This window comes from Bacillus yunxiaonensis (assembly GCF_037104695.1).
Classification (GTDB): domain Bacteria; phylum Bacillota; class Bacilli; order Bacillales; family Bacillaceae_G; genus Bacillus_A; species Bacillus_A yunxiaonensis.
The window spans coordinates 81,228-106,713 of the sequence record NZ_JBAWSV010000009.1; the positions used below are offsets into that span (position 1 = coordinate 81,228).

Sequence of the window (25,486 nt, forward strand, 5' to 3'; positions counted from 1 at the left end):
GATGACCCGTTCATCAGCCTTTTTCTTTCGTTTCCATTTTTTTAATCTCTACTCGCTTAATTTGATGAATATCTTTTTCAAGTATAGTAAATGTCCATTCACCAACAACAGTCGTATCCCCTTCTGCAATTGGTTGTCCTTGCATCATTAACCATCCCCCAATTGTGTCAACATCCTGTTCATCCAAATGTAAACCGAACAAATCATTAATTTCACTTACTAGTACTTTTCCGTCAACTATTTTACAATCGTCAGTAACATGTTGGATAGGTGGATGTTCATCCTCATCATATTCATCCCGAATTTCTCCCACAATTTCTTCTAAAATATCTTCAAGCGTAACAAGTCCTGCTGTTCCACCGTATTCATCATATAAAATGGCGAGTGGAATACGTTTTTTTTGCATGTTTAACAATAGATCATGTATTGGAATGTTTTCCATTACTTCAATAACTGGCCTTGTATATGTCGTGATTGATTTTGCTTCTTGCTTTTCTCCATCCATATAACGGATAAAGAAATCCTTTACATTCACCATTCCTATAACTTCATCTTTATCTTCACCGAATACTGGATATCTTGTATATTTTTCTTGCCGAATAATTTCAATATGTGTTTCAAATAAATCTTCCGCATATAATCCAACAATTTCCGTTCGCGGTACCATAATCTCTTTCGCAAGACGATTATCAAATTCAAAAATATTATTTACGTATTTGAATTCCGCTTGATTAATCTCTCCGCTTTCATAACTCTCTGATAAAATAAGGCGGAGCTCTTCTTCTGAGTGTGCAACTTCATGTTCAGAAGCAGGTTTTAGTCCAAATAAACTTGTCACAAAACGAGCAGCATGATTTAATGTCCAAATAAATGGATACATAATGCGATAAAAATAAATTAATGGCTTTGAAAACATCAGACTAATTTGCTCTGCTTTTTGAATTGCAAATGTTTTTGGTGCTAATTCTCCAATTACAACATGTAAAAAAGTAATAGCAGCAAATGCGATAATAAAAGATACAGTATTAGCAATTGGAGGAGCAATTCGAAGTGTAATCAATACAGGTTCTAATACATGTTTTACAGTTGGTTCACCTAACCATCCAAGTCCAAGTGCCGTAATTGTAATCCCAAATTGACACGCTGACAAATATTCATCTAAATTAGAAATCACCTTTTTTGCCGCTATTGCTCCTCGCCTTTTTTCTCCTACGAGTTGATCAATGCGACTACTGCGTACTTTAACAATGGCAAATTCAATTGCAACAAAAAAACCTGTTAACGCAATTAAAACGGCAACCAGTATTAAATTTCCTATTTCCAAATACCTCCCTCAGCTGCAGACAGCTAAGGTTACACCTCCTGCAAAAGATAAGTTTAACTTTCTTTATTTTCCCTCATTCCTTCATAAGAAAACCTGTATAAATTTCACATATTTTTATTTCTCATATAATTCCAGCGGTAATCCATCTGGATCTTGAAAAAACACAAAACGTTTTCCAGTAATTTCATCGATTCGAATTGCTTCAGTTTGTATACCATGCTGCTGTAGATATGACACCGCTTCTTCTATACATTCAACAGCAAACGCTAAGTGTCTCAATCCCGCTGCCTCCGGAAACGTTTTTCGCCTTGGAGGATTAGGAAATGAAAATAATTCAATTTGATATGTATCTCCAACACATAAATCGAGCTTATATGACTCCCTTTCTTCTCGATACACTTCACGCAGAACTTGAAAACCAAGTACTTCTGTATAGAATTTTTTTGATACTTCATAATTCGAACAAATAATTGCAACGTGGTGAACATGAGTAATATTCATAGTATCTTTTCCTTTCTTGCATATTCTTCTATGAAATGAAAAACCTATATAAAGTGAAACTTCCATCCGTGTCCCCCATTGATGGAAAGCCCGTCCAACCTGGCACATACTAGCAGTTATCCCCCACTCCTCGTTTCTCTTTGAATCTTGAGGTGGGGATAAAACAGTTCATAAGGAGGATTACTATGAAATTTTTCACATTTGTGCTCGGACTCATTGTTGTTTTTCTTCTTGCTTTTATAGCAAGTAACAATAGAAAACATATTAAGTTCAAGTCAATTCTTATTATGCTTATTATCCAATTAATTTTAACGTTCCTATTATTAAATACACAACTGGGACTTATCCTTATAACAGCAATTTCCAACTTATTAAATAAAATATTAGAATACGCTGCCGCAGGTATAAATTTTGTATTTGGTGGTCTTTTAAACAAAGGAGAAATGTCCTTCTTTTTAAATGTTTTACTTCCAATTGTATTTATCTCTGTGTTAATTGGAATCTTACAACACCTTAAAATTTTACCGTTTATTATTCGCTGGGTGGGCTTTGTACTTAGTAAAATAAATGGACTAGGTAAACTAGAGTCCTATAACGCAGTTGCATCTGCTATTGTCGGACAATCAGAAGTGTTTATTACTGTAAAAAAACAGCTCGGACAAATTCCAAAACATCGTCTATATACACTATGTGCTTCAGCAATGTCCACAGTATCCATGTCGGTCGTTGGCGCCTATATGACGATGATTGAACCAAAGTATGTTGTAACTGCTCTCGTCTTAAACTTATTTAGCGGATTTATTATCGTATTAATTATTAATCCATACGATGTGAAAGACGAAGAAGATATTTTAGAAATCAGGGAAGAAAAACAAACTTTCTTCGAAATGCTGGGAGAGTACATTTTAGATGGATTTCGTGTCGCAGTTGTTGTTGGAGCCATGTTGATCGGTTTTGTTGCTCTTATGAGCGCTATAAACGGTTTATTTGGAATTATTTTTGGTATTACATTTCAACAATTACTTGGGTATGCATTTTCTCCAATTGCTTTCATTATTGGTGTACCTGCTGCAGAAATTATACAAGCAGGCAGCATTATGGCAACAAAGCTTATTACAAATGAATTTGTAGCCATGATGGATTTAAATAAACTTGCCAATACACTCTCTCCTCGTACCGTAGGTATTATTTCTGTCTTTCTTGTATCTTTTGCAAATTTCTCTTCTATTGGAATTCTTACAGGAGCAGTGAAAAGCTTACATGAAGAACAAGGAAATGTCGTTGCAAGGTTCGGCTTAAAACTCCTATACGGAGCAACATTAGTGAGTATTCTATCTGCAATTATTGTCAGTGTTATGATTTAACATAGGTACATGTTAGCCTTTATTTTTTCTATACAATAATTTTTAAACAGATGCCTTCATTATGTGTAAGGTATCTGTTTTTTGTATAGAAACTTTTCATACAGTGTGACGTATGAAACATTTATCCCGCTATTCGCGGGCAGTAAAATCCTAATCTCAAAATTCAGTGAAAGCATTGTCCAGCTCCAGTGGCTAGAATGTTCGGTGGCTTCGCTTCTTCCAACGAGGTAAAAAACGCCTCTACGTCAGAAGCTCCATCCCCCTCACATTCTGAACGAGCCACTTCCGCATTTCTTCATTGTCCAGCTCTAGCGGCTAGAATCTCCAGTCGTTTCGCCCCCTTGGACGAGGCAAGAAGCGCCTCTACAGAAGATAGGTGGGGATAACTGTTGGCATGCGCCCGATTGGTGAGAGCTTTTCATCAGTGGGGAATGAAGCCCTCCACTGATGGAAGTTTCACTTTATGTCAAATTATATGTTTCATATATTTCATTTTCATGTCAATTAGAAATATATAGTGAAAACCCATTGTATTTATGTACAATAGAAAGTGTGCCTTTTTTAAAAATTATAAGAAAATATTTTAATTGATTGTTTAAAAGGAGAAATATTAATGAAGCCTGATTTAGAAACGACAGATAGAGTATCAACAAGACGCTCTAAGAAAAAGCGTATACTATGGTTTGTTCTCGTTCCTTTATTCCTTGTGATTATTGGAGGAGGCAGCTATTTCTTCCATATATATAACAAAGCACAAGCTGTTGCGGATGGTGCATTCTCCCAATTAGGACGAGGAGATAAATCTGATAAACGCGAAAAAGCAGTGAAACCGATGACAGATAATATTTCCATCTTAATCATGGGTGTAGATGAAAGTGATACACGCGCAAAAGAATACGGAAAAGCTATTCGTACAGATGCATTATTACTTGCAACTATTAATAAAAATGATAAGTCTGTAAAGCTATTAAGCATTCCTCGTGATTCTCGCGTATATATTCCATCAGAAAAGAAAGAAGATAAAATTACACACGCACACGTATTCGGTGGCGTTGATAGTACAATAAATACAGTAGAACGTTTTTTAGATGTTCCTGTTGATTATTACGTAAAATTTAACTTTAAATCATTTATAAAAATTGTTGATTCTCTTGGCGGCATTGATGTAGATGTACCAGTTACATTTACTGAGCAAGACAGTAAAGACCAACCTGGTGCTGTTCACCTTGAAAAAGGTCGTCAGCACTTAAATGGCGAACAAGCACTTGCATTAGCAAGAACACGTCATATTGATACTGACTATATGCGTGGTCAGCGTCAACAACTTGTTTTAGAAGCAATTGCTAAAAAAGCATTATCTGTAAATTCGATTGACAAGCTTGGTGGCTTACTAGATGCAGTAGACAACGATATCAAAACAAACTTAACTTTCGATGATATGATGGCAATTACTAAAAACACAATGGATTCCGGCCTGAAAATGGATAAATTACAAGTAAAAGGGAAAGACGAATATATCGATGGTGTATATTATTACATCCCTGACGAAAAAAATGTTCAATCTATTTCTGAAGAACTACAAAACCACCTCGGTGTTACAGGTAAATCAGATCATAAGAAACTATAAGAAAAACCAGCTGTTGTATACAATAAGTAGTTCAGATAACGTGAAGAAAATTGCAAATAAAAAAGCAATGTAATCAACCTAACAAATAACAAGTAAAGTAAAAAACACAAAGGACATTTTGTTCTTTGTGTTTTTTACTTTACTGTACTTATTTCTCAAATTGTTCAATTCCTTATGCCGTTATTACTTTTTTGAAATATACGTTTCAAATTCATATAAATCTTCATCGCATTCATCACATTGACAATATCCGTTGTCACGTTGTCAAAAACTATGTTATTTTGTGTGCTAATTATCATGTAAATCTAATAAAATACGATGAAGACGATGAATAATAGTATTCACCGATAAAGCAAAAAGGAGAACAAAATGAACATACATAGTAGGTTTATGAAAGAAGCCATTACACTTGCAACAGAAAATGTAAAGAATCAAGGCGGACCGTTTGGAGCTGTCATTGTAAAAGATGGAAAGGTCATTGCAAAAGGAGTTAATCGCGTCACAGACTCTTGTGATCCAACCGCTCATGCCGAAGTTGTTGCGATTCGTAATGCTTGTCAAACACTGCAAACCTTTGATTTAAGTGGATGCACCTTATATACAAGTTGCGAACCATGTCCAATGTGTTTAGGAGCAATATATTGGGCAAGACCTAATGCAGTGTATTATGCAGCATCACGAAAAGAAGCAGCACACGCTGGATTTGATGATGATTTTATTTATGACGAAGTACCACTAGAACCAGAGAAACGCTCCCTACCATTTTATCACCTTTCTTCAATTGAACACCACGAACCTTTTACAACATGGAATAATACAGAAAACAAAACATTGTACTAATCATTACTGTATACAACAGCTGCTTTTTTTCTTATACACACTTATCTTTCCATTACACATCGAAATATACATTTCATACTGCAATACAAGCATGAATTTCTTTCATTCCCCCACATAAAAATCCTAATTAAAGGTAATTATATTACAAAAATGTAACGTTTTTTTACAAAAATATTACACAGACGATAAAATTAGTAGTATACTAGTTTGTAATCAATATCGTTTTTATCATTTTATACGTTAAAAATCATACATATAATAACCTAAACATTTTCTTTTTGGGGGGAAATAAATGAAATTACGCAATTGGATTATTGGTTCTGCAATTGCTGGTGGAATCGTGCTTTGTGCTGGCGGTGTTGGCGCATATCAATATGTATCCAAATTGAATCATCAGTTAGATACATACGTTTTACCCCACACAACACTTGAAGGTATTTCCTTAGATGGCAAAACGAAAGCTGACGTTCAAAAAATTATTCAGCAAAAGGTTGATGAATTAAGTAAAAAATCCGTAAACTATGCCTTACAAGACAACACACATACATATACTTGGCAAGAACTAGGCGTTGAATATAAGGAAACAGATGTTGCAGATAAAATTTTCAAAGAACAAACAGGCAACATTTCCAATCGTTATAAAATGCGTAAACAAGCTGAAAAAGGTGAACTAAAGCGTGACTATAAGATAGCTCCCTCTATAAACACAGCAAAATACGATGCATTTATAAAGGAGAAATACAATGATCTCTTAGTAGAGCCTGTCAATGCAGAGTTATCTGTTTCGGGAACAACAGTTAATATTAGCGAGAGTAAAGATGGCGAAAAGGTTGATAAAGAAAAATTAAAATCTTTAACAGCAGAAGCAATTGCTACAAATAAACAGGACATCCAAGTTCCAGTCGTAGCCGTGAAACCCGAACACTCAACAGAAGATGTAAAAAACATGGGGATTCAAGAAGTAATTGGTGAATTTTCTACTCCTCTGGCTGGACGAAATGCAAACCAAACATTTAACGTACAACGCGCTACGAATACATTAACAGGAGTACTTATTGCACCAGGTGAAACATTTAGCTTTAACAACCGTGTTGGCATAACAGATGCGGCACATGGCTATAAGTCAGCTGCTGTATATGTAAACGGAAAAGTTGAACAAAGTGCTGGTGGTGGTGTTTGCCAAGTAAGTAGTACATTATATGGTGCTGTATTGCGTGCTGATTTAGGTGTTGTAGCTCGAAGTAATCATTCTTTACCAGTACATTACTTACCACTTGGTCAAGATGCAGCTGTTGCTGACTATGGTCCTGATTTGAAATTTACAAATAATACTGGTAAGTATATTTACATTCAATCATCCACGAATGGTAGTAGTGTAACTGCTCGTATTTTCGGTACAGATACAGGAAAAAATGTAGAAATTTCTTCGAAAGTTATAAGTGAAACTGATAAAAACATCATAGCTGTAACATATAAAAAAGTAACACAAAATGGCCAAGTGCTCTCCAACGGTCAAATTTCAAAAAGCACATACAAAAAGGCGGGATGATTCACGCCTTTTTGTTTTGTAATATAGAAACAAAATTACTAATATGCGCTTTTGTTTCTTCAATTGTCCATATACGATTCCCATACCGCTCAGCTTCTTGACAAACTTTCTTCCAATCTACTGTTTTTTGCATTTGAGCAAATTCTTGTAATAATTTCTCTTTCGTTTCTTGTTCTTCCTGTTCTTTGAACTGTTGCATAAGATCATTCATTTCTTCTTCATATATACTTAGTGTGCAATATGCCTTAAGGAAATATTGAAATGTCGAATACATAAATTCCCCGCCTTTCTTATTTCTCAGAAGGATAAGAAGTAATAATTTTAAAACCGAGCTGACTTCCTTTATCTTTCTGCAACACAGTTACCGTATTACGAAGTCCATCTTTTACACGCATATCTTTTTTTAATACTGCTTTTCCAACTGGAAATGCATGCTTTGTATTCAATACAAGACGGCTTTCCTTCGATTCTTTCAGCCATGTATCAATTTCTTTTTCATGCTGCTTTAAGCTATCTTTTACCGCCTTTGTTGCCGTTTCTTTATCATAATATGTACTTGCAGCAGATACTTTATCTGTACGCAATCGTTCTTTTAACTGCTCTTCTGTTTTACCAACGTGACGCTCTAACGTATGACCATTTTTTGGCGGTCCTTCCATTTCATCTAAAATGTTGTCACTAACTTTTACAACTGATGCTGTATTATTTTCCTTTGACTTAGTTTGTTTTTGTTCCTGTCCTGAACATCCACTTAATACAAGTATCATCATAAGCATTACGCTTATAACAACATTCCATAATCGTTTCATCGTATCACCTCTTTCATGATTATTGTATTATCTTTAGAAAAAGTCAATTCTATGGTTTATCACAAAAAGATGGGGGGTGAACTATAGATAGATGTACACTCCACTCCGAGTGGACGCTTTCCTCGCTATTCCCGCAGGAGTCGCCACTCTTCGTTCCGTGTATGAAAAATGATTCATTTTCAAAAAATCAATCCCACGTTACGGTGATGAACCAATTTTATGCTATCGCATACAGCAGCTCCCCCATTCACCCCTAGCGATACTAAATATATGGTATATATAAATCCATTTTAATTTTTCAGCATATAAGTCACTGCCACGTAGAATACAACATGATCGCTACTTGCTTTCTCCTTTTGTTTTAGGCAGGAAAGGGTGCTGACCGCTTCTATGCATGACCAGATGCTCTCGTCCACCTAAAAAGAAAAGGGTTTTTATGCCTGTTTTTCAACTTGGATATATATAAATAAGGTTTTTCATTTAAAGAAATGTATGATTTTGCTAAGCTATTCTATTGTCTCCATATGAAAAATATGGTGTAATGCTTAAAAAGGCAAAGGAAATTTAATTCATATGGAAGAAACGATTCAATCTTTTCTCATAGAGCATCACACGATAGCAATCCCACTTAGCATTTTACTCAATATTCTTATTAGCTTAATAGCCTTTATTCCCAGTATTTTTTTAACTGCTATTAACATCGCGTTATTTGGAATAACTGAGGGGACACTTATATCAATTGCTGGGGAAGCATTAGGCGCTATTTTCTCTTTTTATTTATATCGGCTTGGTTTTCAAAAAATGGCTCAAAAAAATATAGATAAGTATCCAAAAGTACAAAAACTTCTTTATGTACAAGGAAAAGAAGCTTTCTTTCTCGTTTTATCATTTCGCCTCTTCCCCTTTATCCCTTCTGGCATCGTTACATTATTTGCGTCTTTAGGAACGATGTCCATTTTAACTTTTAGCGTCGCTAGTACACTTGGTAAAATACCAGCATTACTTATTGAAGTGTATTCCACCTATCACGTTATAAACGGAACAAATGAAGCAAAGTGGATTATTGCCATTGCTGGTTGTATCGGCTTGTTTTATGTATGGAAAACATGGAAGAAAAAATGAAAAAAGGAGCAAATGCTCCTTTTTTCATTTTTTATAAACGAGAGTGAAACCTATTTCACACCAACTGCATCATAAGACTGCTTCACAGCTGCCACTTCTGCAGAATTTGCACCATATAAATCAGCAGCTGCTTGTACTAATCCAGCACGAGCTTGGCTAAATGTTGTAGATTGAGTGAAATATACTGTATTTGCACGATAGTAAATTGCACCTACTTTATCGTTACCAATACCATTCACTGTTACACCATAATGCGTACCGCCATTTGCTAATAAGTAAGCAGCTTTATTGATAATACTACTATTTGTATGAACGCCGCCATTATCACTTGTTCCTGTATAACGTTTAGAATAATGATCTGGGTCACCATATTTTGTTGGGTCACTCATAGAACGAAGCGCATCCCCAGCCGTACCAGGCGTATAAATATCTTCCCCAATTTCCCAATCTGGATTACGGTTATCATAGTATTCTATTAATGTTCCAAAAATATCAGAGATTGCTTCATTTAATGCACCAGATTCATTTTGATAAATAAGATTAGAACTTCTTTCTGTCACAGCGTGCGTTAATTCATGTCCGACAACATCTTCACCACCAGATAATGGAATAAATGTATATCCATCACCATCTCCATACACCATTTGTGTTCCATTCCAGAAGGCATTGTTATAGTTGCTTCCATAATGAACTGTTGATTTTAACGCCCCACCAGCGTTGTCATAAGAATTGCGGTTAAATTTGTTTTTATAGTAATCATATGTTACACCAGCATAGTACTGTGCATCTACTGCCGCTGCATCACGAGTAGCATTAAAGATGTTATCTGCATCTGCCCATAACGTTCCTGGAAGAGTCGTACGATTTTTCCCATCATATGTGTAAATTACTGCACCGCGTGTATTATCTTGTAAATAATAGCTAGATCCAGATAATGTTGTATTAATAGACTTTGTATCACCTAACACACCTACGCCTGTTCCTACTTTATTTGTTCCTGTTACAGGCTTAACACTAGTACCAGCTGCAGGTTTAATTGGTGACTTATTTTCTGTTGCATTATGAATTGTATTATATTTATTTAAAACTTTACCGCTATCAGCTTCAATGAAATAATAATAGTTTCCTGGCTCTGGATCTAAGAAGTTTAATTTCACAACATATGCATACGTTGTGTCATCACCATTTTGATATACATATAAGTCCGCAGATGGATCTACTTCATACTTTGGAGTGAATCCTAAGTCTTGTTGTGCAATTGCAATTGCTTTTTTGCCTTCAATTTTATTTTTGTTTTTCAATTTCTCTTTCTTATCTAACTCAGGCGCAACTGTTCCTGATACAACTTTCAATGCACCATCTTTCCCAACATGAGCCACTTGAGTAGATCCCCATACTGGTACACCTTCATATACTTGTTGTAAACGAACAACCGTTGCGTCGCCAACAGAGTCTTTTGTAACTTGTTGTACTTTAAAAGATTCTTCTGCACTTTTTGCGCCTAGTTTATAGTCCTTTTTAGAAGTATTTAAATAATCAAATACAACATTTTCCGCTTTCTTTCCTGATGCACTAGTTAGATTGCCCGATACAAACTCAGGAGACTGTACTGTCTCATTGTATTTCTTTGTGGAAAGTACGTTCTTTGAATCTGCAAACGCAGAGCTTGTCCCTCCAAATGTTGTCACTGCCATTCCAGCCGCTAACACAAACGCTAAACCCTTTTTCTTCATATTCTCTTCCCCCTAAAAATTTTTTAAAAAGAGTAGCTTTATAGTAGCATTAAGTTTTCACTATTAAAATACTGAAAATTGAAATAATTTCTTTCTCAAGTTTTGGAGAATTTTGACGAACAATTTTTGAAAAACCTCTTTCCTGCTGGAAAGAGGTTTTCTCTTCTACGCTATACTATTTAAATATTTATGTCGGGTTGATTCTAACAATTAACATATAAAATACTCAATATTAAAATATATTATTTCTCAAGTTTTGGAGAGTTTCGACTAACACTTTTTGAAAAGCCTCTCCAGAACGGATAGATCATCATATGCAAGATTACAATCATCATCGCTACCAGTGAACACTAAAAAAAGATGGCCTCGGTACAATACCGAAACCACCTTTTAAGTTCTTACATTTCTAAAGATCCCCCGCCATTTTTAGGCAGTAAGAGCCCGCTTGGTGAGGGCTAACCATTATATATTTACAACTTCAGTTTCATGTGCCTCTTGTCCAAAAACATCCGGTCTATTAGCATCCTGCGTATCAGCTATTACAACTAATGATACTACTGTTAAAATGATACCAATTACTACTTTTTTCATTCTTATCCCTCCCGAATTGTTTCTAGAGCCTCAATGGCTAGTTTATAATACTTATTACTTTCTTTAAATTCCAAGCAATTAGTGAAATATTCCGCAATCTCTACATATACTTTCTTTAATTCTTTTATACTTCCTGCACTTTTAAAAAAAGGAAGTGCCTCTGTTTCTAAAAATAGTTTATACGCACTTGGTTCTGCGAAATATTTATAACGAAGCATAAGGAGTAAGTACAACTTCGTATTGCACCTTTCATCTTTCTTAGCAAAAATGATCCCCTTATCAATCCACTCTTTTGCTTCTTCCAGTTGTTCAAGGTAAATACATTGAAGGGCCATCTCATATAACGTATCGACGTAGTTCACATCTTCTTTTTGATATTGTAAACTTTCTACATAATATTTTTTGGCCTCTTCATACTTTTTCTTTCTATTGTATATATCTCCAATATTGCTTAATGTGATTGACAGCAGCACATCTTTATCTGAAAAAGAATCCGCTTCACGCAGTATACTTTCAAAAATTTTTAATGCTTCATCATACTGTCCTTTTTCAACATAGCCTATCGCAACGATGATTTGACAATTAATCACATTTCGGAACTTATATTCATTTCGAAATCCTTCCATAGCAATATTAGCAAAATGAAGTGCCATATGTGGAATTTCCAAATGACTATATGCAAGTGCTAAATTATAATAAATTCCGGTTTCATAATAATTTTGCTCTTTTACCATTAAATCTGTCTGAATTAAAAGCTGCAAGCCTTCTTGCCATTTATGTTGTAAGCAATAGCATAAAGCTTGACTATACTTATATAACAGTTGCTGAAATGGAGAATATTTTTTATAAACTTTCTTAAGTTTCTCCAATTCCTCTTTAAGGGCTGGTATATTTCTCTTCATAATTAAATATCGCGTATATAATAATTTATAATAATTCACAATTTCAAAATCACTAATTTGTTTCATTTCAATTTCTAGTTCTCTATATAACTCTTCAACTTTATGCTTATTTAAGTGAACTAGCGCTGTTAACCACTCATCTAACTTCTCTTTCACTTCCGCCTCAATATCTCTTAGATCTGAAACCGCAATCTCTAATCTCGTACATAGGAGCTGCAATATTTCTTCAGAAGCTTCAATTTTTCCATTTTCAATTTTACTTAAATATGAAACGGAACAAATGCCCTGACAGAGCTCCTCTTGAGTCATTTTTTGGTGAAGGCGTTTGTAAAAAATTTGTTTGCCCATTTTTTCTAAATTCTGCTGCATACGTCCCTCCTCCATTCTAATGTATACCCTATTACTTTAATAATACATAAAATTGGACAAAAGATAAATTAATAAATAAAAATATTCCGAACATTTTTTTTCGTTTTCAATTTATAACATTTACATGATATTTATTATTTTTAGCAAAAACTACAAAAAAAGCGGTATACTATAACCAAAATATGGAGGTGTTTACGTTATGACGCATTATAAAGACGATAGTTACGCCTTACACACAGACTTATATCAAATTAATATGACCTATACATATTGGAAAGATAATATTCATAACCGTCGTGCAGTATTTGATTTATACTTTCGCAAGCTGCCTTTTGACAATGGTTATGCTATTTTTGCAGGGCTTGAAAAGATTATAGAGTACGTGGAGAGCTTTCAGTTTACAGAAAGTGATATTGCCTATCTAAAGGAACTTCAATTTGAGGAAGATTTTTTACACTACTTACAAAATATGAAGTTTAGTGGATCCATTCGCAGCATGCAGGAAGGCGAAGTTGTCTTTCATAACGAACCGCTTTTACGTATAGAAGCACCACTTGGAGAAGCGCAAATTATTGAAACAGCCCTCTTAAATATCGTGAACTACCAAACATTAATTGCAACGAAAGCTGCACGGATGAAACATGCAGCTGGTGATGATGAGCTCCTTGAATTCGGAACACGCCGCGCTCATGAATTTGATGCGGCACTTTGGGGAACACGCGCAGCATTCATCGGTGGTTTTTCTTCAACAAGTAATGTTCGGGCAGGAAAACGTTTTGGCATCCCTGTTGCCGGCACACATGCTCATTCATTTGTACAAGCGTATCGTGATGAATATATAGCATTTAAAAAATATGCAGAAACACATAAGAAATGCGTTTTTCTCGTCGATACGTACGACACATTAAAATCTGGTGTGCCAAATGCCATCCGAGTAGCGAAAGAATTTGGTGAACGCATTGACTTCTATGGCATTCGTCTCGATAGCGGTGATATGGCATACTTATCAAAAGAAGCACGTAAAATGCTAGATGATGCCGGTTTTACGAATACAAAAATTATCGCTTCAAGTGACTTAGATGAATACACCATCTCACATTTGAAATCGCAAGGAGCAAAAATTGATGTATGGGGTGTTGGAACAAAACTGATCACATCATTCGAACAACCTGCATTAGGTGCTGTTTATAAATTAGTTTGTATTGAAGATGAAAATGGTGTATTGAACGACACAATTAAAATTTCTTCCAATCCCGAAAAAATTACAACACCAGGATTAAAGCGTCTCTATCGTATTATCAATCGCATCAATCAGCATGCAGAAGGTGATTATATTGCATTAGAGGCAGAAGAACCACAGCAAGAAGAGCGCTTAAAAATGTTCCACCCTGTTCATACGTATATTAGTAAGTTTGTGACGGACTTTGAAGCAAAAGAACTTCATCATGATATTTTCGTAAACGGACAGCGCACATACGAATTGCCAGACATACTTACTATTCAGCGTCACACTCAACACAGTTTAGCATCCTTATGGGAGGAGTATAAACGGACACTAAATCCAGAAGAATACCCAGTCGATTTAAGTCAAGCGTGCTGGGATCATAAAATGAACTATATTCAAACAGTTCGGGAACAAATTGCAAATTCTACAAAAAAATAAGGAGAGAAGCATCTCGCTTCTCTCCTTTTGCTTTTATAAAGTGAAATTTCTATCAAGCTTTTACTCGTAATACACGCATCGCATTTAACACAGCTAGCAACGTTACACCAACATCTGAGAAGACTGCTTCCCACATTGTCGCAATGCCAAATGCTCCTAATAGAAGAAAAACTCCTTTTATCCCTAAAGCAAAAATAATATTTTGCCATACGATACTCCGTGTACGTTTCGCAATTTGAATAGCCGTTACAATCTTCAAAGGTTCATCTGTCATAATAACAATGTCAGCTGCTTCAATTGCTGCATCCGATCCTAAACCACCCATTGCAATACCAACATCTGCTCTTGCTAATACTGGTGTATCATTAATGCCATCTCCAACGAACGCAATTTTTTCTTTCGGATGTTTTGTCGCATCAATTTTTTCGATTTCTTCTACTTTTTGATGCGGCAACAGTTCTGCATGTACTTCGTCAACACCAAGCTGTTTTCCAACTGCTTCTCCTACTAATTTCGCATCGCCAGTTAACATTACTGTTCTCTTCACACCAAGTTGTTTTAAGGATTGAATTGCTTGCTTAGCATCCTCTTTAATTTCATCAGAAATGACAATGTATCCGGCATACACACGATCTACGGCTACGTGTACCAGTGTTCCAACAGTTTGCGGTTGCTGGAATGTAATATTTTCTTTACTCATTAACTTTGCGTTTCCAGCAAAAATTTCTTTTCCGCTTACTTTCACAACTGTACCATGACCAGAAATTTCATTATACTCCTCGATCATATGCTCGTTCACTGCTTTTCCATATGCAGCTCGAATTGATTGGGCGATTGGATGATTTGAATATACTTCTGCAAATGCTGCATACTCTAATAATTCTTCTTTCGTCACAAATTCGCTTGGCTGCATATCTGTTACTTTAAATACACCTTTTGTTAACGTGCCCGTTTTATCAAATACAATATGTTTCACATCGTTTAACGCTTCTAAATAGTTACTTCCTTTTATTAAAATTCCGCTTTTAGATGCTCCGCCAATACCGCCGAAGAAACCAAGTGGAATAGAAACAACCAATGCACAAGGACAAGAAATAACAAGAAAGACTAGCGCTCTGTAAATCCAGTCTGAGAACGTTGCTCCCTCCAAAATAATTGGCGGGACAAATGCTAATACTGCAGCTGTAATTACAACAGCCGGTGTATAATAACGAGCAAACTTCGTAATAAAGTTTTCCGTCTGTGCTTTACGACTACTTGCATTTTGCACCAAATCAAGAATTTTTGAAACGGTAGATTCACCGTATTCTTTCGTCACTTCAATTGTTAATACACCATTTTGGTTAACAAAACCGCTTAATACGTCACCGCCGACTTCTACTTCACGCGGCACAGATTCTCCAGTTAACGCTGATGTATCTACCATCGATGTTCCTTCTATTACTTTACCGTCTAACGGTACTTTTTCACCTGGCTTGACGATAATGAAATCACCAATTTGCACATCTTCTGGTGATACTTGTTTCGTTTCATTTCCTAGCTTTAAGTTTGCATAATCAGGTCTAATATCCATTAACGAACTAATCGACTTACGCGAACGATTCACCGCAATACTTTGGAACAGTTCACCTACTTGATAAAAGAGCATAACCGCGACAGCTTCTGGATAGTTTTGAGTCCCAAAAGCACCAAGCGTCGCAACTGCCATTAAGAAATTTTCGTCAAACACTTGCCCGCGTGTAATATTCTTCACAGCACGTAAAACAATCTCTCCACCTATAATAATATAGGCAATAACAAAAAGCAGGATTGTAACCATTTGTGGTAATGAAGCTAGTGCAGCAACAACTGTGAGAATTGCCCCAATCGATAAGCGCCAAATCATTTTTTTCATACCAGCTTCTCCGTGGTCATGACTATGATCATGCTCTGTTTGCTCTTTTTCTCGCACTACTTTCACTTCTGGCTCTAATCGCTGTACAATTTCTTTTATGTTTTCAATAGTAGTCTCTAATTCTTTTTTATTTGCTACTTCTACTCTTAATTTTTTAGAAACAAAGTCAACAGATGCAGATGCAACTGCAGGCATTTCGTTTATTTTTGTTTCTATTTTCATTGCACAATTCGCACAATCCAAGCCCTCTAACACAAATGTTTCTTTTGTTGCTTTTGTTTTTTGTTCTTCTTTCACACGAATATGCGGTTCTAATTTATTTACAATTTGCTTTGCTTCCATTACAACGTGTTCTTCTTTTTGTTTTGCTGTTTCTACCGTCATTGTTTTCGTTACAAAATTAACAGAACAAGAAGATACTCCTTCTAACTCTCCAACACCTTTTTCAATTTTCATTGCGCAGTTCGCACAATCTAATCCCTCTAACACAAGTTTTCGTTTTACCAATGCGTCCCCCATATGTTTCCCTCCTTGTGTCTCTACTACTGTTCTTCGTTTACATGCTCAAATGCCTGTTCGAAAATACGAATGACATGATCGTCAGCAAGTGAATAGTACACTACTTTTCCTTCTTTACGATTTTTCACAAGCTTTGCTTGCTTTAATACACGTAATTGATGAGAAATAGACGATTGTGTCATTCCGAGTAAATATGCTAAATCACATACGCACAGCTCTGCTTCAAATAAAGCATGCAAAATACGAGTGCGCGTGCGGTCTCCTAATACTTTAAATAACTCTGCTACTTGACTTAAGCTATCATCCTTTGGAATCGTTTGTTGTACTTGCTCTACAATTTCTTGATGAATCACATTTTGTAAACACGTTTCTTCGTTTGTTTCTACTTTTTGTTCAGTCACAATAGCTCACCTCTTTATTTGAACATATGAACGACCGTTCATATGTGTTATGCTTTTATTATATGAACGGTTGCTCATATGTGTCAATAATTTCCGTATTTATTTTTTGAACATTGTGTGTAAAAGTAAAAAACTGGAGGGAGCGTCATGAAAAATAAGCAAAATCAAAAAATTTATAAAATATTATCTAGCTTTTATGATTTGTTCATGCAAAACCGTTTCTTTATCGAAGCAAGAAAACGAGCACTTTCACTTATACCTTTTACAAAAAATCAGAAAATATTATTAGTTGGAGTTGGTACAGGACAAGATATTCCTCTTCTTCCAAAAGATACCCTCATCACTGGAATTGACCTCTCAGAACATATGCTAAAGCAGGCCAAAAGAAAGTATCCTTATTCTCATGTTACATATCAACAAATGAATGCTGAAGAGCTTACATTTCCAAACAATTCATTTGATGTTGTTATTTTAAATCTCATTTTAAGCGTTGTAGAACATCCTAATGCCGCGCTTTCAGAAGCGCTGCGCGTAATGAAAGCAAAAGGGATTATTGTAATCTTGGATAAATTTCTTCCTGAAGAAAAACAACTACATACATCAAGAAAGCTAATGAACTTTATTACCGAGCGACTCGGAACAAACATTAATCGTAAGTTGAGTAATATTATAGGAACGTTGCCACTCACCATCCAATACGAAGAGTCATCTATTTTTCATGGTAATTACCGCATTGTGCTTTTAAAATATGAAAAAAAGAACTGAGTGAGCTTTGCTCACCAGTTCTTTTTTCTTTTATTTAGGCCTAATTGCATCTACAATTAATGAGACAAAACCAAGTTTCTCATCTTGGTTGCGATGATCGAAGCGTTTCGACCGATAAATAAAGCCTGCTTTTTCATTCCATTCATTATAATGAAACTCTCCGTTTTCATCACAATACTCTAGTAATTTTACCTCAAAACCAGCTTCTTCAAACATCGAAGTCATCGTTTTATAATTATGAACAATTTTATGACTTGCAGCTGGATGATCTAGCGGCCCAGGTCCCCCGACTTGTACCCCAGCCTGATAATCTTCATCTGGAAAAAACGCATCTGGTACTGCACAGCGAATATAGCCGCCTGGCTGTAAAAATTCATAACAAACTTTTGCAGCTTCTATTCCCTCTTCATATGTTAAATGCTCCCACACATGCTCTGCCAAGATTGCTGCTATAGAGTTCGGAGCAAATTTTTTCGTCCAATCTGTCCTTTTTAATAAATTCAGTTCAGCTTCCTGTGTATGCAACCAACCTGGATTATTGTTATATCCTTCTGCTCCAACTACAACTTTTAATTCTTCTTTTACAAACATTATTCCACCCCATATTTTTATATATAATAAATATAAAATTCCATAGATTACTCTTTTTTCCTGCTGGAACATGTATTTCCAAAAGTGAGTTTCTCTTTGAATCTTGAGGTGGAGGATTTACTGCCCGTTAATGCGGGATAAAATAAAAAGCCTTGCACGCTCCCCAACGCACAAGGCTTTCTCCCTTTAATTTGCTTGTTTTAAATGATCTTGCGAACTCTCATCTTCTTTTAAATGGCTATGTTTCTTAGAATACACGAAGTATACAATAACTCCTAGTGCAAGCCATGCACCGAAGTATAACCATGTTGTCAATGGTAAGTTAACCATTAAGAATAAACAACATGCAATCGAAATGATTGGTAGTACTGGTACAAGCGGCACCATAAAACCACGTTGTAACTTTGGATGTGTTTTACGAAGGATCAGTACAGAAACACCTACCATCGCAAATGTTAATAATGCTCCAATATTCGCTAAGTTTGACAATTCTTTTAAATCGACAAATCCGGCAATTAAAGCACTTCCGATACCTGTTAACCATGTTGAAAATACCGGTGCTTCTGTTTTTTTATTAATTTTTGCAAATGATTTCGGAAGTAAACCGTCACGGCTCATTGCAAAGAATACACGTGTTGTTGCATAAATGTAAGCAAAAATTACAGCCATGATACCAATTACTGCACCAATTGAGATAACACCCGCTACTTTATTCTGTCCAACAACTTCTAATACGTAAGACATCGCTTCTGGTACATTTAATTCTTTGTATGACACCATTCCTGTCATAACAAGACAAACTGCAATATAAATAATTGTACAAATTGCAAGTGATGCAATAATACCAATCGGTAAATCACGCTGTGGATTTTTTACTTCTTCAGCTGAAGTTGCTAACGCATCAAATCCTAAGAAAGCAAAGAATACTGCTGCTCCCCCAGCAAAAATCCCACTTAAACCATAAGGTGCAAATGGTGTCCAGTTTGTTGGTTTTACATAGAACACACCAACCACAATAAACAATACAACAATACTAATTTTAATTAATACCATTGCATTATTAACACGTTTACTTTCTTTCGTACCACGAGATAGTAACCATGTTAATACTAACGTAATTACAACCGCTGGAAGGTTCACAATTCCGCCCTGAGCTGGAATCGTTAATAATTGTTTCGGAATTTCTAATCCAAATCCACTCACTAAATTATTAAAATAACCAGTCCAACCACCAGCTACCGCTGCTGTTGTTAGAACATATACTGACAATAATGTCCATCCCATTAAATGAGCAACAAATTCCCCTATTGTTGCATATGCGTACGTATATACACTCCCTGATACAGGTAGTGCTGTCGCAACCTCTGCATAACATAATGCCGCAAAGCCGCAAACAATTGCTGCAATCATAAATGAGAAAATAACAGCTGGACCAGCATCTCTTGCTGCTACTATTCCAGTCAATACAAGAACACCTGTACCGATAATCGCTCCAATTCCTAACATTGTTAAGTCAAATGCCCCTAATGTTTTTGTCAAAGTCTTACTTTGACTTTGGCTTAACAATTGCGTCACAGATTTCTTTTTGAATAAGTTGGCCATAATTCTTGCCCCCTTCTAGTTAAGAAGAGCTAAGAGGCACTTCTCTTAGCTCTTATCCTGATGTATGAAAATATTGTTCGATATTTAAATTAGCAAGATACTGCTTCTGCTTCTAATAATTCTTTTGCTGCTTTATATTCTACACCATGAGCTTCTGCAACTGCTTCGAATGTTACATAGCCTTCTAATGCGTTAATACCTTTTAATAATGCAGTGTTTTCTAAGCAAGCTTTTTTGTAGCCTTTGTTTGCGATTTGTACTGCATATGGTACTGTAACGTTTGTTAATGCAAGTGTAGATGTACGTGGAACCGCACCAGGCATGTTTGCAACTGCATAGTGAACTACGCCGTGTTTTTCATAAGTTGGGTTGTCATGTGTTGTAATGCGGTCAGTTGTTTCGAAAATACCGCCTTGGTCGATTGCGATATCAACAACAACAGAACCTGGCTCCATAGACTTGATCATTTCTTCTGTTACAAGTTTTGGTGCTTTTGCTCCTGGAATTAATACTGCACCGATTACAAGATCAGACTCTTTTACAGCTTGTGCAATATTGTAAGGATTAGACATTAAAGTTGCCACTTGGTTGCCGAAAATGTCATCTAATTGACGAAGACGCTCTGCACTTAAGTCGATAACTGTTACTTCAGCACCTAGACCAACTGCAATTTTAGCTGCGTTTGTACCAGCTTGTCCACCACCGATAATTGTTACTTTACCGCGTTTTACCCCTGGAACACCTGCAAGTAAGATACCTTTTCCGCCTTTGTTTTTCTCAAGGAACTGCGCACCAAGTTGTGCTGCCATACGACCTGCAACTTCACTCATAGGTGCTAATAATGGTAAAGAACGGTTTTCTAATTGAACTGTTTCGTAAGCAATTGCTACTACTTTATTTTCAATTAATGCTTTTGTTAATTCTGGTTCTGGAGCTAAGTGTAGGTAAGTGAATAACACTAAACCTTCACGGAAATATTTGTATTCGCTCGCAATTGGCTCTTTAACTTTCATTACCATTTCCATAGACCAAGCTTCTTCAGCTGTTTCTACGATTTTTGCTCCTGCTTCTACATATTGCTCATCTGTAAAACCAGATCCTAATCCTGCACCTTTTTGAATGAATACTTCGTGGTTGTTACGAATTAAATGTACAACACCAGCTGGTGTCATAGCTACACGGTTTTCGTTGTTTTTAATTTCTCCTGGTACCCCAATACGCATAATGAAATGCCCCCTTATAATTAACAGAAAAAAGGAATTCTTTTTTCTTTTTATAATAATTAATAACTTATGAATTTATTCTAGCATAACTTTTCATTTATGAAAACGCTAACATATTCAAAATGTAAAAGTTTTTATATTTTGAATATTGTAAATAAAAGGAACTATATTTATTTAAGAAGGATGTATACTCTCACTCTTTTTTCTATCATTCTATTTTTATTATTTCCAGAAAATGTTCTAAAATAGATAAATCTTGTACAAATATTGAAAGATTAAGCCTGGATTATATAGGTAAAACTTCATAAACGGTTCCTGTAAATTCTTGGTTAACATCTTTACAAACCCTCAGATAATATACATATTATTTTATTGATATAATTTTTGGAATTATATCAAATACTATGTTCATTAAGTTTAATTGAACAAGATTACTTACAAAGCCGAGCATTATCCTTGTATGTTTTTACATCAATCTGTGTTTTTAAAAGAATGCCAAGTATAGTTAAGTTACATCATATATAAGTTCCTATACGATTTCGAATAATTTTTTCTTACATCAGCTGCATTTTCCGAAATAGTATCAGCTGCAACCTAATTTTGGCAAATGACCTGAGGATAAATAAGTGGGGAATGAAAAAAACTCACTGACGGAGGTTTCACTTTATTAAAAGTTAAAGAAAGTAATCAATACCAAAGGCCTACCCCAGTTTGGGATAGGCCTGATACAATTTATCAATATGATACTGTTGAAGTATTAATGACTTGTTCGTTGAATAATCTATAACACAATTCGTTTTTCAGTTTCAGATTCAAAATAATGAACTTTGTCCATATTCAAAGCTAGATCCATCTCAGATTGACTATGTACATCAACTGAGGAGTTAACACGTGCAACGAAGGATTGACCATTGATATTAGAATAAAGATATGTTTCTGATCCCATTAATTCTGATACATCAATCGTTACCGTTATCTTTGTGTTATGAGGTAAATCTAAAAGTGCTTTTCCATAATAAAAATCTTCTGGACGTATACCAATGATAATTTCTTTATTCACATACCCTTTGTTTCGTAAACTTTTCATCTTCTCTTCTGGAACTTCAATTTTCCATTTATCAATCATAACAGCATTTTCTGTTAATGTTCCTTTGAAAAAGTTCATTCCAGGAGAGCCGATAAAGCCTCCGACAAATACATTTTCTGGTTTTTCATAAACTTCTTTAGGTGTACCAACTTGTTGAATGATACCGTCTTTTAGCACAACTAAGCGCGTTGCCATTGTCATCGCTTCTATTTGATCATGTGTAACATACACAGTTGTTGTTTGCAGCTGTTGGTGTAACTTTGTAATCTCGGCACGCATTTGAACGCGCAGCTTCGCATCTAAGTTTGATAATGGCTCATCCATTAAGAAAACTTTTGCATTTCGAACAATCGCTCGACCTAATGCAACACGCTGACGTTGTCCACCTGAAAGTGCTTTTGGTTTTCGGTCTAAATATTGCTCAAGTCCAAGGATTTGTGCTGCATGTTTCACACGTTGGTCAATTTCCTCTTTACTATATTTTCGCAACTTTAAGCCGAACGCCATGTTATCATAAACTGTCATATGTGGATAAAGAGCGTAGTTTTGAAAAACCATTGCGATATCTCGATCTTTCGGTGTAACATCATTTACACGCTCTCCATCAATATAAAAGTCTCCCTCTGAAATCTCCTCAAGTCCTGCAATCATACGTAATGTCGTCGATTTCCCGCATCCTGAAGGTCCAACCAAAACGATAAATTCTCCATCATTCACTTCTAGATTAAAATCTTTTACGATTGTCACATCATGATCATATTTCTTATAAATATTTTTGAATGATAGCTGAGCCATAATTGCCTCCTAGAATTTTAACTATTTTTAAAGTTACCGTATTGACAATATTGATCACACAGTTGTTTTATAAAATTTTTGTAATATCCTTCATACTGTCTAAAATATAATCCGCTTCGCCTTCCAAATCTTCCTTACTGCTTGCACCCGATAAAACGCCCACTACTTTAATATTGCTATTTCTTGCAAATTTAATGTCTGTTAGTGTATCGCCTACCATTAAAACATCTTCTTCATTCAGTGAAAATTTCTCTTTGAACATATAATAGAAATCACTGTCAGGCTTTGTCTTATGAACACCATCATCTGCGCCTAAAAAGTCTACATAATCATATAATCCTGTCATTTTAAGTGAGTGAACAGCTGCATCAACGTCGTCTGCTGTAACAACCCCTATTACATATTTATGATCTTTTAAATATTTTAAGGTTTCTTTCGCACCTTTCACTTCTGTAAATACGAGATCATCTGCTGTAGAATGTTTTTTAAATAATGCACATACATGATCAATAAAACTCTCTTTATCTACATTTTGATTTTCTAATAACGAAAACCATGCAGCCGCAATAAAGTAATTTGTTTGACAAGCTAGTAAACTCGTACTCTCAAAATCATTATCACCCATACCAATAATCTTAAGGTATTCATTTCGTTTACTTTTTTCATTTGGATACATTTGAAATATATCATCTAGCACACGATGAACAACTTTGTACCATACAGAATCTAGCTGTATGAGTGTTCCATCTTTATCAAAAATAATTCCTTTATTCACCTTCTAGTCCTCCTAAAACTTCATACCATGTTTTAATGCTCTGGCGCTTAACGTTATTATGAATAGGATTTATAAACGCTACTAATTCATCATCTTCCCAACCTTCAGCTCTAGCATATGCTCCTTCATTTAAAGAAAAGTCAAAGGCTACTTGACTGCCAAATTCTTTTTCAATCACTTGGCCATTCACAATGAATCTCCACTCGCACGGTTTATCTGTATGAATGCTGTAACGAATATTTCCTTGCGCCTCGTCACCGACATAAATGGTTTTACCTTCGTTTTGAATATCTATCTCTAATTTTCTAAATCGAGAAAAGTAAATTCTGCCTCTTTGAATAGAATCTTTTAAGTTTTTCATAGATAAGCCATCACATAATACGTACGTTCCTGGGTCACCATAAATCGATGGGTCTTTAGATCCTGGGAATGTTTTAGATGGATGTAAATGAGAATCACTTCCGCCAATCCCCCAAATTTTAAGACCATTTAACCACATTTGATCGAAGAACTTTAAAGCTTCTAAAGTAGACGGTTTGCTTTTGCTATAAGTTGGATCACACATGATTTCCATTGTATGAATATTGTCTAAATCAATATCAATTTGATTCGTCCAAGGTTTCATAAATGGGTGATTCACACTAATTAAATAGCCTTTTTCTTTTATGAAAGAAAATAGTTCATCCATGCTTTTAGCGTTAAGCGATTCATCTACATACTCTGTGAAGTTCACGTATTCTTTCATCCCGAACACATTGTAATGACCGTAAGGAGTTGTAAGTTCCATCGATGGTATGATCAATGTGCTTCCTTTTTGATAAGATGGCATAACGATATTGTGTTCCGTTGCATATAAGAAATCTAACTCTTGTTTTTCACATACGCTCATTGCCAGCTCGTCATCCATCTCGCCATCTGTTAAATCTGTGTGGACGTGAAAATCTCCTTTGTACCAACGATGCTCTTCATTCATTACCTTTTCAAAATTGTATTCATCAATAAAAACATTTTCTTTGCAAAAATGCTCTCGATTATATTCTCTTTCTAACTCGTCATTCACTAAGATGTTTATCTTATAGTCCATTTTTCTTCCGGTAAACTTTAGTGCTTTATTTGCACAATGAGGGGTATATACTACTTCTAATTCCCAATTACCAGATGGTATTTCCCCTCCAACGCAACCAGCTGAGCAAAACTTTGAATCGTTTGCAACAACCAGTTTTTCGTCAACAATTGGCGTTTGATACTGTATACGTACATACCCATTAGGATCTCTCAAGATTAGTAAAAGCGGAATTTTTCGGCCGACCCCTTGATCGATAGTTAATGTAAAGTTGACAATGTCAGTTGAATCCATTTGGAAACAATGTTTATTTTTTACGAATGGAGAAAGAGTCATGGCACCTTTCATTTCAATCATGATTCCCACACCCTTTTTTT

22 protein-coding genes are annotated in these 25,486 nt (G+C 35.4%); 7 read left to right on the top strand and 15 right to left on the bottom strand.

The window, feature by feature from the left end:
• Positions 1 to 13: 13 nt before the first annotated feature.
• Both WAX78_RS21210 and gloA2 read right to left on the bottom strand, forming a co-directional pair.
• Entirely contained in the window at positions 14 to 1,324 is a 1,311-nt protein-coding gene (locus WAX78_RS21210) for a hemolysin family protein (RefSeq protein WP_336484019.1), read from the bottom strand.
• A gap of 114 nt (positions 1,325 to 1,438) precedes the next feature.
• A complete protein-coding gene (gene gloA2, locus WAX78_RS21215) occupies positions 1,439 to 1,825 on the bottom strand; it encodes an SMU1112c/YaeR family gloxylase I-like metalloprotein (protein ID WP_336484020.1) in 387 nt (128 codons plus the stop codon).
• A gap of 185 nt (positions 1,826 to 2,010) precedes the next feature.
• Here gloA2 and WAX78_RS21220 point away from each other — a divergent pair, with 185 nt between their 5' ends.
• From WAX78_RS21220 to WAX78_RS21235, 4 genes are all read left to right on the top strand, one after another.
• Positions 2,011 to 3,189 carry a NupC/NupG family nucleoside CNT transporter gene (locus WAX78_RS21220; protein WP_336484021.1) on the top strand — a complete coding sequence of 393 codons (1,179 nt, stop codon included), beginning with the start codon at positions 2,011 to 2,013 and terminating at the stop codon, positions 3,187 to 3,189.
• 613 nt (positions 3,190 to 3,802) lie between these two features.
• Positions 3,803 to 4,816: an LCP family protein gene (locus WAX78_RS21225; RefSeq protein WP_336484022.1), complete on the top strand. Its 1,014-nt coding sequence runs from the start codon at positions 3,803 to 3,805 to the stop codon at positions 4,814 to 4,816.
• Positions 4,817 to 5,185: 369 nt separating this feature from the next.
• A complete protein-coding gene (locus tag WAX78_RS21230; RefSeq protein WP_336484023.1) occupies positions 5,186 to 5,656 on the top strand; it encodes a nucleoside deaminase in 471 nt (156 codons plus the stop codon).
• Between the two features lie 292 nt (positions 5,657 to 5,948).
• Positions 5,949 to 7,205 carry a VanW family protein gene (locus WAX78_RS21235; RefSeq protein ID WP_336484024.1) on the top strand — a complete coding sequence of 419 codons (1,257 nt, stop codon included), beginning with the start codon at positions 5,949 to 5,951 and terminating at the stop codon, positions 7,203 to 7,205.
• Between the two features lies 1 nt (position 7,206).
• On the opposite strand, the gene WAX78_RS21240 is transcribed toward WAX78_RS21235, so the two are convergent.
• A complete protein-coding gene (locus WAX78_RS21240; RefSeq protein ID WP_336484025.1) occupies positions 7,207 to 7,479 on the bottom strand; it encodes a hypothetical protein in 273 nt (90 codons plus the stop codon).
• A 16-nt stretch (positions 7,480 to 7,495) separates the two neighbouring features.
• Positions 7,496 to 8,014 carry an RNase A-like domain-containing lipoprotein gene (locus tag WAX78_RS21245; protein WP_336484026.1) on the bottom strand — a complete coding sequence of 173 codons (519 nt, stop codon included), beginning with the start codon at positions 8,012 to 8,014 and terminating at the stop codon, positions 7,496 to 7,498.
• A 573-nt stretch (positions 8,015 to 8,587) separates the two neighbouring features.
• Here WAX78_RS21245 and WAX78_RS21250 point away from each other — a divergent pair.
• Positions 8,588 to 9,136, top strand: coding sequence for a TVP38/TMEM64 family protein (locus WAX78_RS21250; protein WP_336484027.1), 549 nt, complete (start codon positions 8,588 to 8,590; stop codon positions 9,134 to 9,136).
• Positions 9,137 to 9,186: 50 nt separating this feature from the next.
• Here WAX78_RS21250 and WAX78_RS21255 read toward each other — a convergent pair whose 3' ends face one another.
• From WAX78_RS21255 to WAX78_RS21265, 3 genes are all read right to left on the bottom strand, one after another.
• Positions 9,187 to 10,869 (bottom strand): M4 family metallopeptidase, encoded by a 1,683-nt coding sequence (locus WAX78_RS21255; RefSeq protein WP_336484028.1) that lies wholly within the window; start codon positions 10,867 to 10,869, stop codon positions 9,187 to 9,189.
• A gap of 462 nt (positions 10,870 to 11,331) precedes the next feature.
• Positions 11,332 to 11,460 (bottom strand): NprX family peptide pheromone, encoded by a 129-nt coding sequence (locus WAX78_RS21260; protein ID WP_336484029.1) that lies wholly within the window; start codon positions 11,458 to 11,460, stop codon positions 11,332 to 11,334.
• 2 nt (positions 11,461 to 11,462) lie between these two features.
• Positions 11,463 to 12,731: a helix-turn-helix domain-containing protein gene (locus tag WAX78_RS21265; RefSeq protein WP_336484030.1), complete on the bottom strand. Its 1,269-nt coding sequence runs from the start codon at positions 12,729 to 12,731 to the stop codon at positions 11,463 to 11,465.
• Positions 12,732 to 12,930: 199 nt separating this feature from the next.
• Here WAX78_RS21265 and WAX78_RS21270 point away from each other — a divergent pair, with 199 nt between their 5' ends.
• Positions 12,931 to 14,394: a nicotinate phosphoribosyltransferase gene (locus WAX78_RS21270; protein WP_336484031.1), complete on the top strand. Its 1,464-nt coding sequence runs from the start codon at positions 12,931 to 12,933 to the stop codon at positions 14,392 to 14,394.
• A gap of 52 nt (positions 14,395 to 14,446) precedes the next feature.
• On the opposite strand, the gene WAX78_RS21275 is transcribed toward WAX78_RS21270, so the two are convergent.
• The gene (locus WAX78_RS21275) at positions 14,447 to 16,807 is read right to left on the bottom strand and encodes a heavy metal translocating P-type ATPase (protein ID WP_336484033.1); all 2,361 of its coding nucleotides are present in this window, start codon (positions 16,805 to 16,807) and stop codon (positions 14,447 to 14,449) included.
• A 23-nt stretch (positions 16,808 to 16,830) separates the two neighbouring features.
• Complete coding sequence (locus WAX78_RS21280) at positions 16,831 to 17,208, bottom strand: ArsR/SmtB family transcription factor (protein ID WP_336484034.1); 378 nt, start codon at positions 17,206 to 17,208, stop codon at positions 16,831 to 16,833.
• Positions 17,209 to 17,355: 147 nt separating this feature from the next.
• Between WAX78_RS21280 and WAX78_RS21285 the strand changes: the two genes are divergently transcribed.
• Positions 17,356 to 17,973, top strand: coding sequence for a class I SAM-dependent methyltransferase (locus WAX78_RS21285; RefSeq protein WP_336484035.1), 618 nt, complete (start codon positions 17,356 to 17,358; stop codon positions 17,971 to 17,973).
• Between the two features lie 30 nt (positions 17,974 to 18,003).
• Here WAX78_RS21285 and WAX78_RS21290 read toward each other — a convergent pair whose 3' ends face one another.
• From WAX78_RS21290 to WAX78_RS21315, 6 genes are all read right to left on the bottom strand, one after another.
• A complete protein-coding gene (locus WAX78_RS21290) occupies positions 18,004 to 18,564 on the bottom strand; it encodes a class I SAM-dependent methyltransferase (protein WP_336484036.1) in 561 nt (186 codons plus the stop codon).
• Between the two features lie 186 nt (positions 18,565 to 18,750).
• Positions 18,751 to 20,166: an amino acid permease gene (locus WAX78_RS21295; protein ID WP_336484037.1), complete on the bottom strand. Its 1,416-nt coding sequence runs from the start codon at positions 20,164 to 20,166 to the stop codon at positions 18,751 to 18,753.
• Positions 20,167 to 20,255: 89 nt separating this feature from the next.
• Positions 20,256 to 21,389 carry an alanine dehydrogenase gene (gene ald / locus WAX78_RS21300; RefSeq protein ID WP_336484038.1) on the bottom strand — a complete coding sequence of 378 codons (1,134 nt, stop codon included), beginning with the start codon at positions 21,387 to 21,389 and terminating at the stop codon, positions 20,256 to 20,258.
• 781 nt (positions 21,390 to 22,170) lie between these two features.
• On the bottom strand, positions 22,171 to 23,271 hold the full coding sequence (locus WAX78_RS21305; RefSeq protein ID WP_336484039.1) for an ABC transporter ATP-binding protein: 1,101 nt from the start codon (positions 23,269 to 23,271) through the stop codon (positions 22,171 to 22,173).
• Between the two features lie 67 nt (positions 23,272 to 23,338).
• On the bottom strand, positions 23,339 to 24,046 hold the full coding sequence (locus WAX78_RS21310; RefSeq protein ID WP_336484040.1) for an HAD family hydrolase: 708 nt from the start codon (positions 24,044 to 24,046) through the stop codon (positions 23,339 to 23,341).
• Entirely contained in the window at positions 24,039 to 25,457 is a 1,419-nt protein-coding gene (locus WAX78_RS21315) for a CehA/McbA family metallohydrolase (RefSeq protein ID WP_413789221.1), read from the bottom strand. Before WAX78_RS21315 ends, WAX78_RS21310 begins: the two co-directional genes overlap by 8 nt.
• Positions 25,458 to 25,486: the final 29 nt, after the last annotated feature.

Coding starts and splice junctions, on each gene's coding strand:
- WAX78_RS21285 (WP_336484035.1), top strand. CDS start 17,356: ATGAAAAATAAGCAAAATCAAAAAATTTATAAAATATTATCTAGCTTT.
- WAX78_RS21220 (WP_336484021.1), top strand. CDS start 2,011: ATGAAATTTTTCACATTTGTGCTCGGACTCATTGTTGTTTTTCTTCTT.
- WAX78_RS21255 (WP_336484028.1), bottom strand. CDS start 10,869: ATGAAGAAAAAGGGTTTAGCGTTTGTGTTAGCGGCTGGAATGGCAGTG.
- gloA2 (WP_336484020.1), bottom strand. CDS start 1,825: ATGAATATTACTCATGTTCACCACGTTGCAATTATTTGTTCGAATTAT.
- WAX78_RS21315 (WP_413789221.1), bottom strand. CDS start 25,457: ATGAAAGGTGCCATGACTCTTTCTCCATTCGTAAAAAATAAACATTGT.
- WAX78_RS21260 (WP_336484029.1), bottom strand. CDS start 11,460: ATGAAAAAAGTAGTAATTGGTATCATTTTAACAGTAGTATCATTAGTT.
- WAX78_RS21230 (WP_336484023.1), top strand. CDS start 5,186: ATGAACATACATAGTAGGTTTATGAAAGAAGCCATTACACTTGCAACA.
- WAX78_RS21295 (WP_336484037.1), bottom strand. CDS start 20,166: ATGGCCAACTTATTCAAAAAGAAATCTGTGACGCAATTGTTAAGCCAA.
- WAX78_RS21270 (WP_336484031.1), top strand. CDS start 12,931: ATGACGCATTATAAAGACGATAGTTACGCCTTACACACAGACTTATAT.
- WAX78_RS21225 (WP_336484022.1), top strand. CDS start 3,803: ATGAAGCCTGATTTAGAAACGACAGATAGAGTATCAACAAGACGCTCT.
- WAX78_RS21265 (WP_336484030.1), bottom strand. CDS start 12,731: ATGCAGCAGAATTTAGAAAAAATGGGCAAACAAATTTTTTACAAACGC.
- WAX78_RS21290 (WP_336484036.1), bottom strand. CDS start 18,564: ATGTTTGTAAAAGAAGAATTAAAAGTTGTAGTTGGAGCAGAAGGATAT.
- WAX78_RS21245 (WP_336484026.1), bottom strand. CDS start 8,014: ATGAAACGATTATGGAATGTTGTTATAAGCGTAATGCTTATGATGATA.
- WAX78_RS21250 (WP_336484027.1), top strand. CDS start 8,588: ATGGAAGAAACGATTCAATCTTTTCTCATAGAGCATCACACGATAGCA.
- WAX78_RS21305 (WP_336484039.1), bottom strand. CDS start 23,271: ATGGCTCAGCTATCATTCAAAAATATTTATAAGAAATATGATCATGAT.
- WAX78_RS21275 (WP_336484033.1), bottom strand. CDS start 16,807: ATGGGGGACGCATTGGTAAAACGAAAACTTGTGTTAGAGGGATTAGAT.
- WAX78_RS21240 (WP_336484025.1), bottom strand. CDS start 7,479: ATGTATTCGACATTTCAATATTTCCTTAAGGCATATTGCACACTAAGT.
- WAX78_RS21235 (WP_336484024.1), top strand. CDS start 5,949: ATGAAATTACGCAATTGGATTATTGGTTCTGCAATTGCTGGTGGAATC.
- ald (WP_336484038.1), bottom strand. CDS start 21,389: ATGCGTATTGGGGTACCAGGAGAAATTAAAAACAACGAAAACCGTGTA.